The 9,593-nt window shown below is 70.6% G+C and carries 13 protein-coding genes; 4 read left to right on the forward strand and 9 right to left on the reverse strand.

The annotated features are described in order from the left end of the window. Positions 1–243 (forward strand): sulfurtransferase TusA family protein (locus tag E1298_RS39315; protein WP_341770688.1); only part of this gene is annotated, 243 nt, incomplete at its 5' end. A 57-nt stretch (positions 244–300) separates the two neighbouring features. On the opposite strand, the gene E1298_RS39320 is transcribed toward E1298_RS39315, so the two are convergent. Together E1298_RS39320 and E1298_RS39325 are read right to left on the reverse strand one after the other, a co-directional pair. Next, complete coding sequence (locus tag E1298_RS39320; protein ID WP_131902468.1) at positions 301–1,287, reverse strand: carbohydrate kinase family protein; 987 nt, start codon at positions 1,285–1,287, stop codon at positions 301–303. A 240-nt stretch (positions 1,288–1,527) separates the two neighbouring features. Next, the gene (locus E1298_RS39325) at positions 1,528–1,890 is read right to left on the reverse strand and encodes a HesB/IscA family protein (protein WP_131902469.1); all 363 of its coding nucleotides are present in this window, start codon (positions 1,888–1,890) and stop codon (positions 1,528–1,530) included. Between the two features lie 236 nt (positions 1,891–2,126). On the opposite strand from E1298_RS39325, the gene nadA reads away from it, so the two are divergent. Next, positions 2,127–3,281 (forward strand): quinolinate synthase NadA, encoded by a 1,155-nt coding sequence (gene nadA / locus E1298_RS39330; RefSeq protein ID WP_131902470.1) that lies wholly within the window; start codon positions 2,127–2,129, stop codon positions 3,279–3,281. 7 nt (positions 3,282–3,288) lie between these two features. Here nadA and E1298_RS39335 read toward each other — a convergent pair whose 3' ends face one another. The 5 genes from E1298_RS39335 to E1298_RS39355 form a co-directional block, all read right to left on the reverse strand. Further along, a complete protein-coding gene (locus E1298_RS39335; RefSeq protein WP_131902471.1) occupies positions 3,289–4,071 on the reverse strand; it encodes a maleylpyruvate isomerase family mycothiol-dependent enzyme in 783 nt (260 codons plus the stop codon). Positions 4,072–4,091: 20 nt separating this feature from the next. Beyond that, entirely contained in the window at positions 4,092–4,661 is a 570-nt protein-coding gene (pspAB, locus tag E1298_RS39340) for a PspA-associated protein PspAB (RefSeq protein WP_131902472.1), read from the reverse strand. Further along, a complete protein-coding gene (gene htpX, locus E1298_RS39345; RefSeq protein ID WP_131902473.1) occupies positions 4,661–5,578 on the reverse strand; it encodes a zinc metalloprotease HtpX in 918 nt (305 codons plus the stop codon). The genes pspAB and htpX overlap by 1 nt, the downstream gene beginning before the upstream one ends. A gap of 133 nt (positions 5,579–5,711) precedes the next feature. Continuing rightward, positions 5,712–5,990 carry a PspA-associated protein PspAA gene (pspAA, locus tag E1298_RS39350; RefSeq protein WP_131902474.1) on the reverse strand — a complete coding sequence of 93 codons (279 nt, stop codon included), beginning with the start codon at positions 5,988–5,990 and terminating at the stop codon, positions 5,712–5,714. Continuing rightward, the gene (locus tag E1298_RS39355; RefSeq protein WP_207945105.1) at positions 5,987–6,796 is read right to left on the reverse strand and encodes a PspA/IM30 family protein; all 810 of its coding nucleotides are present in this window, start codon (positions 6,794–6,796) and stop codon (positions 5,987–5,989) included. The genes pspAA and E1298_RS39355 overlap by 4 nt, the downstream gene beginning before the upstream one ends. 130 nt (positions 6,797–6,926) lie before the next feature. On the opposite strand from E1298_RS39355, the gene E1298_RS39360 reads away from it, so the two are divergent. Together E1298_RS39360 and E1298_RS39365 are read left to right on the forward strand one after the other, a co-directional pair. Beyond that, entirely contained in the window at positions 6,927–7,502 is a 576-nt protein-coding gene (locus E1298_RS39360) for a DUF3043 domain-containing protein (protein WP_131902475.1), read from the forward strand. A gap of 39 nt (positions 7,503–7,541) precedes the next feature. Further along, positions 7,542–8,543, forward strand: a complete 1,002-nt coding sequence (locus E1298_RS39365; protein WP_131902476.1) for an aldo/keto reductase family protein — start codon at positions 7,542–7,544, stop codon at positions 8,541–8,543. Between the two features lie 85 nt (positions 8,544–8,628). Here the strand turns inward: E1298_RS39365 and E1298_RS39370 are convergent, their stop codons facing one another. Beyond that, complete coding sequence (locus E1298_RS39370; RefSeq protein ID WP_131902477.1) at positions 8,629–8,826, reverse strand: hypothetical protein; 198 nt, start codon at positions 8,824–8,826, stop codon at positions 8,629–8,631. 41 nt (positions 8,827–8,867) lie between these two features. Further along, a partial coding sequence (locus E1298_RS39375) for a DsbA family protein (protein ID WP_131902478.1) occupies positions 8,868–9,593 on the reverse strand: 726 nt, incomplete at its 5' end.

Raw genomic sequence — 9,593 nt, forward strand, 5'->3', positions numbered from 1 at the left:
CCCCCCGGCCCGCCGCCCGCGCTGGTCATCGACGCGCTCGGCCGCAAGTGCCCCATCCCGATCATCATGCTGGCCGAGCGGATCCGAGAGGTCCCGGTCGGTCAGGTCATCGCCGTCCTCGCCGACGACGCCGCCGCCCGCACCGACGTCCCCGCCTGGTGCCGCATGAAGTCCCAGGACTTCGTCTGGGAGGAGACCCTCCCCCAGGGCGGCTGGGGCTTCCACATCCGCAGAACGTACTGAGAGCGACGGAAATGGCCGCGCCCAGGGGGCGCGGCCATTGTCATGCGTTCGCAGTCGTCAGGGGTTGGGGCAGGTGAGGTGGGGGGCGACCTCGCCGGCGGCGGTGTCGCCGTAGGCGGCGGCGAAGCGGTCGAGGAACGCCTGGCGGGACAGGGTGTACTCCTGCGGGCCCGCGGCCTCCAGGGCGTGCGCGGCGATGGCGTTGCCGACCTGGGCGGCGCGCTCCAGCGAGAGGCCCCACGCGGTGGCCGACAGGAAGCCGCCGCGGAAGGCGTCGCCCACGCCGGTCGGGTCGACCACGTTCTCGACCGGGACGGCGGGGACGTGCAGGCCCTCCTCGCCCTTGCGGTCGATCACGACGCCCTTGGCGCCGAGGGTGGTGACGCGGGTGCCGACGCGGGACAGGATCTCCTCGCCGGACCAGCCGGTCTTCTCCTCGGAGAGGGCCTTCTCGTACTCGTTGCTGAACAGGTAGGCGGCGGCGTCGACGAGGCGGCGGACCTCCGGGCCGTCCATCCGGGCGAGCTGCTGGGACGGGTCGGCGGCGAACGGGATGCCGCGGGTGCGGCACTCGTCGGTGTGCCGGAGCATGGCCTCGGGGTCGTTGGGGCTGATCACGACGAGGTCGAGGCCGCCGAGGCGGTCGGCGACCGGCTGGAGCTCGATGGAGCGGGCCTCGCGCATCGCCCCGGCGTAGAACGTCGCGATCTGGTTCTGGGCCTGGTCGGTCGTGCACAGAAACCGGGCAGTGTGGTACATCTCGGACACGTGGACGGAGTCGGTGTCGACCTTGTGCCGGCCGAGCCAGGAGCGGTAGTCGGCGAAGTCGTCGCCGACGGAACCGACGAGGATGGACTCCTTGCCGAGGCTCCCCATCCCGAAGCAGATGTTGGCGGCGATGCCGCCGCGGCGGATCTCCAGCTCGTCCACCAGGAAGGACAGCGACACCTGATCGAGCTGATCCGGTAGAAGCTGGTCGGTGAACCTTCCTGGGAAGGTCATCAGATGGTCGGTCGCGATGGAGCCAGTCACGGCGATGCGCACGGCTTCGCTCTCCTCAAAGGTGTGTCGTCCGGCTGTTCACCGGCTGTTTCAACCCGGAAAGACTACTTCCCATCGGACCACACCGATGCCGCCAGAGAACACCGGGCAACGAAAGTAGGGCGGCCCAGAAAGATCTCCGAACCGCCCTCACAGCTTGACCACGTGCCGAGCCCGTTGCCCGCTCCCGGCCCGAAGTGCTCCGCCTGGAGGCTCTGACCCCGTCGTCGGGGCCAAGACCCTCTAATTGAAGGAATCGCCGCAGGCGCAGGAGCCGGACGCGTTGGGGTTGTCGATCGTGAAGCCCTGCTTCTCGATGGAGTCGACGAAGTCGATGGTGGCGCCGGTCAGGTAGGGGGCGCTCATCCGGTCGACGCGCACGGCGAGGCCGTCGAAGTCCTGGACCTGGTCGCCGTCCATCTCACGCTCGTCGAAGAAGAGCTGGTAGATCAGGCCGGAGCAGCCGCCCGGCTGTACGGCGACACGCAGCGCGAGGTCGTCGCGGCCCTCCTGCTCAAGCAGGCCCCTGGCCTTCTCGGAGGCGGCGGCGGTCAGATTGACGCCCTGCTGCGTGGTCTCCTGCGTGGTCTCGCCTGAAACCGTCATGTGTTCAGCTCCCGGGTCTCGCTGCGCCGCAGTGCGGCGAACTGTCGCTTGTCCTCGAGGACGTCGTACGACCTCTTTCCGTAGAACAACGTACCTCGCCACATGGCCATTCCGCGTATCGCCGGGGATTAACGCCGCCGGGCGGTGCGGTCTACGTCACACCGCCGCTGGCCGCCGGATGTGCCATCATTAGTCGTCAAAGCGACGATAAGTCCCGTCGCAGGAGGGAGACTCCCGTGACCACCCCAGTGCGCGATCTTCCGCTGCTGCTGCTCGGCAGCGGCGCCGACCCGGCCAGCGAGCGCGGCGTGGACTGCCCCGGAGACCTGCCGCCCGCCTCCGACCCCGCGCTGGTCGAGCGGGCCGCCGCCGCCAAGGCCGCGCTCGGCGAGCGGGTGTTCGTCCTCGGCCACCACTACCAGCGCGACGAGGTCATCCGGTTCGCCGACGTCACCGGCGACTCGTTCAAGCTGGCCCAGCAGGCGGCGGGACGGCCCGAGGCGCCCTACATCGTGTTCTGCGGCGTCCATTTCATGGCGGAGTCGGCCGACATCCTCACCGCGGGCCACCAGCGGGTCATCCTGCCGGACCTGGGAGCCGGGTGCTCCATGGCGGACATGGCCACCTTCGACCAGGTCGAGGAGTGCTGGGACGTCCTGGAGGACGCCGGGGTCGCGGGCGACGTCGTGCCCGTGACGTACATGAACTCCTCCGCCGACATCAAGGCGTTCGTCGGACGCCACGGCGGCGTGGTGTGCACCTCGTCCAACGCCAAGCGCGCGCTGGACTGGGCCTACGCCAGGGGCAAGAAGGTGCTGTTCCTGCCGGACCAGCACCTCGGCCGCAACACCGCCGTCCTGGAGATGGGTCTGTCGCTCGACGACTGCGTCGTCTACAGCCCGCACCGGCGGGAGGGCGGCCTGACGCACGGGCAGCTGCGCGACGCCAAGATGATCCTCTGGCGCGGCCACTGCTCGGTGCACGGCCGGTTCACCAAGGAGTCGGTGGACGACGTCCGGGCCCGTGTGCCGGGAGTGAACGTCCTGGTGCACCCCGAGTGCCGGCACGAGGTCGTCACGGCCGCGGACCAGATCGGCTCCACCGAGTACATCATCCGGGCGATCGAGGCGGCGGAGCCCGGCTCGTCCTGGGCGGTGGGCACCGAGCTGAACCTGGTGCAGCGGCTCGCGAACGCCCATCCGGACAAGAACGTGATGTTCCTTGAGAAGACCGTCTGCTACTGCGCGACGATGAACCGGATCGACCTGCCGCACCTGGTCTGGTCGCTGGAGTCGCTCGTCCGCGGCGACGTGCAGAACGTCATCCAGGTGGACGAGGAGACGGCGCACTACGCCCGCGTCGCCCTCGACCAGATGCTCGCCCTCCCCTAGCAACGGACTAGATCGCCGAGTTCTCGGCCCAGTGGACGAGCAGGTCGTCGTCGCCGGAGAACTCCAGGTGCGGGTCGCCGAGCTTGCGGCGCCCCCACAGGAACAGGAAGAGGTCCGAGACGCCGCCGCTGACGACGGCGTCGGCGTCCTGGCCACCGGCCGGGGCGTCGTGCCGGGTCCATTCGAAGTGGTCGGGAAGGAGGCGGAAGAGCCAGCGGGCGCCGATGTCGCGGGCGTCGAAGGCGAGCGTCTCCCCGTCGCCGCGCAGGTTCTCGACCTTCGGGGCGAACACGGCGGCCGACTCCAGGTTGCCGAGCAGTTCGTCCACCCCGTCGGCGGCGGTCTCCGCGGGGACCTCCGGGTCGCGGCCGAGGGCGATGTCGAGGTCGCAGCGGTGGACGGCGGTCTCCTGCAGCATCCGGCGCGACCAGAACCGCACGCGCTGGTCCTTGCCCCACGTCCAGACGGGGGCGTCCGGGTCGGCGTCCCGCAGGATCGCCAGGAGGCGCTCCCCGCCTTCGGTGAACCACGGCAGGTGGTCGCCCGCCACGGTGGGGAAGGAGACGCCGATCTCGCGCAGGCTGAGGCGGCGCGGGGCGCCGACGCGCACCGTCGCCGCGCCCCAGCGGTGGACGCCGCCGAGATGCCGCAGCAGCTCGGCGATCGACCAGTCGGGGCAGGTCGGCACGGGCGCGTCGAGATCGGCCTCCCGCGCGCCGTCCGCGAACGCGGCGATCTCGGCCTCGGCCGCGGCGCAGTAGCGGCGGTGGTCCCAGGAACGTTCCGTCATCACGTCTTCCACGATCTCGCTCACAGGCCGGGGGCGCCCCAGACGGGGAACCAGCGGCCGAGGTCGTCCTCGAAGGGGAGGTCGGCGCCGATCGCGCCGCGCACCTGGAGTTCCAGCGCGTTGTCGCGCTTGTCGCCGGGCAGCGGGGCGAACGGGTAGAACGTGCCGCGCTTGTAGAGGTACACCAGCGCGAGGCGCCGCCCGTCCGGGCCGGTGAAGCCCGCCAGGGAGCACAGCAGGTGCGGCCCGAACCCGCCCGACTCCAGGGTGGCGTTCACCGCGTGCAGGTCGGTGACGAGGGCGGGCAGTTCCTCGGGCGGATGCGCGGCGAGCAGCCAGGTGTAGCCGTAGGAGTCGTTGCTGATCTCGACCTGGGGGCCCTCGTCGGAGTCGAGCAGTTCCTGGACGTCGCGCTGCAGGCGCGCGAACGCGCCACCCTCGGCGGCCCGGAAGCACACCGAGCCGAGCCCCGTCGGCGTGAACCCCGCCGCGGCCTCCAGCGTGATGGCGGCGGTCGACAGGGCGAACAGGCGGTCGAGGTCGGGCTTGGCCGGCTTGGACCGGCCGAGCAGCGTGTCCAGGAATCCCATCAGGCTCCCCTGCTGAGCTGGTCGGAGATCGAGGACAGCTGGGCGAGGCGCCGCTCCAGCGTCGGATGGGTGGAGAACAGCGAGGCGACGCTGAAGCCCTTGCCGAACGCCGGGGTGAAGAAGAACGCGTTGAACGCCTGCGCGGACCGCAGGTCGTTGGTCGGGATCCGCGCGATCTCGCCGGTGACCTTGGTCAGCGCGCTGGCCAGCGCGGACGGGCGGCCGGTGAGCAGCGCGGCGGCGCGGTCGGCCGACAGCTCCCGGTAGCGCGACAGGGCCCGGGTGAGCAGGAAGCTGATCGCGTAGGCGACGGCGCTGACCGCCACCACCGCCAGCAGGATCACCCCGGTGTTCTGGTCGCCGTCGCGCCGGTTGAAGCCGCCGAACAGGCCCCACTGGAGCCCGAACCGGGTGATGAGGCCCGCGCAGATGCCGAGGAAGGAGGCGATCGTCATGACCGCGACGTCCTTGTGCGCGACGTGCGCCATCTCGTGCGCGAGGACGCCCTCCAGCTCCACCGGGTCGAGCCGGCGCAGCAGCCCGGTGGTGACGCAGACGACGGCCTTCTTCTGGTTGCGGCCGGTGGCGAAGGCGTTCGGGACGTCGGTGTCGGTGATCGCCACCCGCGGCTTCGGCGCGTTCGACATCGCGCAGATGCGGTCGATGACGCCGTGCAGCTCGGGCGCCTCCTCGGGGGAGACGACCCGGCCGTGCATGGCGAACATCGTCAGCTTGTCGGAGAAGAAGTACTGGGCGAGCAGGAAGAGCACCGCCACGGCCAGCGCGATCACGCCGAACTTCGGCGCGACCACGAAGAACGCCGACACGAAGACGACGTAGACCAGCCCCAGCAGGAACATCGTCACGAGCATGCGCGACGTCAGCCCCCGGTCGGAGGCGTAACGCGTCCGAGCCATTCGATCCCCCAGTCCTTGCCCGATTCACCTGTAGAAACGCGCGAGAACCGGGTTTTGTGCCAGGCAGCCCGGCAGCCCAGCGCCCCCGTGTCACCCTGGGGGGCGACCCCCCAGACCCCCCGGCAAAGGCGAGTCAGTCAGGAATCAGGCCCTCGTTCCCCAGCATCGAGCGGACCTCGTCGATGTGCGCGTCCGCCGGGGGCAGGATCAGCTCGGACGGGGCCAGGCTGTCGGCCGGCAGCGGCTTGCCCACCTTGCGGACGTTCTCCAGCAGGGCGTGCAGGGCGGCGCGGAACGTCGTCTCGTCGCCGGACTCGATCGCCGCCTCCAGCTCGTCGTCGAGGCTGTTCAGGGACGACAGGTCGTCGGCGGCCACGTCCAGCTGCCCCTCGCCCATGAGGCGGACGATCACTGGGCACCCCCGGGCTTCTGCGGCCACGGGGCCTGCTGCGGGGTGTCGTGCGGCTGCTGCTGCGCCTGCGGCGACGAGGTGCCCTGGTTCAGCTCCTTCGGGGCGGGACCCTGGCCCAGCTCGGCCTTGAGACGTTCCAGTTCCAGGTCGACGCCGGGACCGGAGCCCATGCGGTCGAGCTCGGCCTGGATGTCGTCCTTCGGGCCGGAGAAGTCCTCCAGGGCGCCGGACGCCAGCAGCTCGTCGATCGCCCCGGCGCGGGCCTTCATCGTCTCGGTCTTCTCCTCGGCGCGCTGGATCGCCAGACCCACGTCGCCCATCTCCTCGGAGATGCCGGAGAACGCCTCGTTGATCTTGGTCTGCGCCTCGGCGGCCGTGTAGGTGGCCTTGATGGTCTCCTTGCGGGTGCGGAAGGAGTCGACCTTGGTCTGCAGCCGCTGGGAGGCGAGCGTCAGCTTCTCCTCCTCGCCCTGCAGCTGCTGGTACTGCGCGCGCAGGTCGTTCAGCTGGCTGTCCAGGGCCGACCGGCGGGTGAGGGCCTCGCGGGCCAGGTCTTCCCGGCCCACCTGCAGCGCCTTCTTGCCCTGGTCGGTCAGCTTGTTCTGCTGCCCCTCAAGCTGGTTGATCTGCAGCTCGAGACGCTTGCGCGAGGTGGCGACGTCGGCGACCCCCCGACGGACCTTCTGCAGCATCTCCAGCTGGCGCTGGTAGGAGTAATCGAGCGTCTCGCGAGGATCCTCCATCCGGTCCAAAGCCTTGTTCGCCTTGGACTTGAAGATCATCGACATTCGCTTCATCACGCTCATCGCGCGGCGCCGGTCCCTTCGTGCTGTCGCTCAGTCGCTGCTGGGCTCTATGACCACTGCTGGGGTTCTTATCACCCTACGCGTTAACGCGCGAGGCAGCCACGATGTTCGCAGCCGGTAGGCTGATCCCGTGTTCAAGCGTCGTACCCCGGAAGCCCCGGCGAATCCTCCTCAGGTAGTAAAGCCGGGGGGGAAGGGCCGGCCCACGCCCAAGCGCAGCGAGGCGGAGAAGCGCCGCCGCCAGCCGATCACCGCGCCGTCCTCGCGCAAGGAGGCGTACAAGAAGGTCAGGGAGCGGCAGGCGTCCGAGCGCGGCAAGGCGCGCGCGGGAATGGCCAAGGGCGACGAGAAGTACCTCCTCAAGCGCGACAAGGGCCCCGTCCGCAAGCTGGCCCGCGACTATGTCGACTCGCGCCGCACGGTCGGCTCGTACCTGATGTACGCGATGTTCGCGATCGTGATGCTCAGCCTGCTGCCCATCCCCGCCGCGCGCCTGCTGGTGCTGTTCGCGCCGCCGGTGCTGCTCGTCGTGGTGTTCGCCGAGGGCCTGCTGCTGAGCCGCGGCATCAAGAAGCTCGCCGCCGAGCGCCACCCGGACGACGACGTGAAGGGCGTCGGGCTGTACGCGGCGATGCGCGCGATGCAGATCCGCCGGCTGCGCGTGCCGGGCCCGCAGGTGAAGGTCGGCCAGAAGGACAGGGTCTGACGGGACGGCCGCGATCTACGTCCCGCTAGGGTCGTGGCCATGGAGTTCCGATACTTGGGCCGGAGCGGTCTGAAGATCAGCGAGATCGCGTACGGCAACTGGCTCACCCACGGCTCCCAGGTCGAGGAGGACGCTGCGCGCGCCTGCGTGCGGGCGGCCCTCGACGAGGGGATCACCACCTTCGATACCGCGGACGTGTACGCCGGGACGCGCGCCGAGGAGGTCCTCGGACGCGCGCTCAAGGGGCTGCGCCGCGAGGGGCTGGAGATCTTCACCAAGGTCTTCTGGCCCACCGGCCCCGGCCAGAACGACCGCGGCCTGTCCCGCAAGCACATCATCGAGGGCGTCCACGGCTCCCTCCGCCGCCTCGGGACCGACTACGTGGACCTCTACCAGGCCCACCGGTTCGACCACGAGACGCCGCTGGAGGAGACCCTCAGGGCGTTCGACGACCTCGTCCGGCAGGGCAAGGTGCTGTACGTCGGCGTCTCGGAGTGGCGCGCCGAGGAGATCGAGCGGGCCCTCAAGATCGCCGACGAGATGGGGTTCGACCGGATCGTCTCCAGCCAGCCGCAGTACTCGATGCTGTGGCGGGTCATCGAGGAGGAGGTCGTGCCGCTGTGCGAGCGGGAGGGCATCGGCCAGATCGTCTGGTCGCCGATCGCGCAGGGCGTGCTGACCGGCAAGTACAAGCCGGGGCGGCCGCTCCCCGAGGGCTCGCGCGCGACCGACGGCAAGGGCGGCGCCGACATGATCAAGCGCTACCTGAACGACGACCTGCTGACCCGCGTGCAGAACCTCAAGCCGGTCGCCGACGACCTCGGCCTGTCGATGGCCCAGCTCGCCATCGCCTGGACGCTGCAGAACCCGAACGTCTCGGCGGCGATCGTGGGCGCGTCCCGTCCGGAGCAGGTCGCCGACAACGTGAAGGCCGCCGGGGTCAAGCTGGACGCCGACGTGCTGAAGCGCATCGACGAGGTGCTCGGCGACACCGTCATCCGGGACCCGGCCAAGACCGTCAGCCCGCCCCGGCGCCCCTGATCTGGCCTTCTTCAGGGACGGACCGGTCGAACGCACAGGGCCGCGGGGCCGGAGCCCCGCGGCCCTTCCGCGTCACCGGACCCGGTCACTCCGGGTCGTGCAGGCTCATCTTGTAGATGACGCTGTCGCCGTCCAGGAGCGTCACCTTGTCGACCTTCTCCATCCGGAGGCCGCGCCAGTTCTCGCCCAGCCAGCTCTCCGCGTCCGCCTGGGTGGAGAAGGTCTCCTCCGATACCCCGGCGGCCTCGCCGTCGGCCTTCTCCAAACGCCAGCTCCACGCCATCGCGCTCGACCTCCCTCGTCGCGGTGAGACTAGCCGCTCGATCACCCGGCGGCCTCGATGGCGCGGCGCATCGCCTCGGGGCTCGCCGTGTCGGACGTGCTGAGCGCGCGGCCGTTCACCCGCACGGTGGGGGTACCCGTCAGCCCGGACGCCACATAGCCCTTGCTGACGGCCTTGACGTCCGCGGCGTAGCGCTGGCCCGTGACGCACTTCTCGAAGCCGTCGCCGGTGAGTCCGAGCGGCGCGGCGTAGGAGACCAGGTCCGAGGTGGCGTAGCCCTTGTCGTTCAGGGTCGGCGGCTGGTGGGAGTACAGCGCGTCCTGGTAGGAGAGCCAGCGCGCGCCGTCGCCGACGCAGCGCAGCGCCGCCGCGGCCCTGAGCGAGTTGCTGTACGCGGGCTCGGTGCCCGCGCCGAAGATGAGGACCGGCCGGAAGACGATCTTGGCGCGGCCCGCGACGGCGAGGTCCTTGAGCATCGGGTCGTGCATGCGGTCGAACGCGCCGCAGTGCGGGCACGCGAAGTCCTCGTAGACGTCCACGACGGGGGCGTTGACGCCCGGCCTGGCCATGGTGAGGCTGCCGTCGGCGGCCGGCGCGGCCAGCGCGCCGCCCTTGATCTGGCCGGGGCTCAGCCGGACGGCCGCTCCCCCGCCGCCTCCCCCGCTGCCGTCGTCCCGGGTGACCAGCACGACGGCCGCGATCGCGACCAGGACGACGACCAGGCCGCCGCCGATCAGGGCGATCAGCAGGCCCGGGCCCTTCCGGCC

Source organism: Actinomadura rubrisoli (genome assembly GCF_004349215.1).
Classification (GTDB): Bacteria; Actinomycetota; Actinomycetes; order Streptosporangiales; family Streptosporangiaceae; genus Spirillospora; species Spirillospora rubrisoli.

Coding starts and splice junctions, on each gene's coding strand:
- E1298_RS39325 (WP_131902469.1), bottom strand. CDS start 1,890: ATGACGGTTTCAGGCGAGACCACGCAGGAGACCACGCAGCAGGGCGTC.
- E1298_RS39335 (WP_131902471.1), bottom strand. CDS start 4,071: ATGACGGAACGTTCCTGGGACCACCGCCGCTACTGCGCCGCGGCCGAG.
- pspAB (WP_131902472.1), bottom strand. CDS start 4,661: ATGGGATTCCTGGACACGCTGCTCGGCCGGTCCAAGCCGGCCAAGCCC.
- htpX (WP_131902473.1), bottom strand. CDS start 5,578: ATGGCTCGGACGCGTTACGCCTCCGACCGGGGGCTGACGTCGCGCATG.
- E1298_RS39355 (WP_207945105.1), bottom strand. CDS start 6,796: ATGAGCGTGATGAAGCGAATGTCGATGATCTTCAAGTCCAAGGCGAAC.
- E1298_RS39365 (WP_131902476.1), top strand. CDS start 7,542: ATGGAGTTCCGATACTTGGGCCGGAGCGGTCTGAAGATCAGCGAGATC.
- E1298_RS39370 (WP_131902477.1), bottom strand. CDS start 8,826: ATGGCGTGGAGCTGGCGTTTGGAGAAGGCCGACGGCGAGGCCGCCGGG.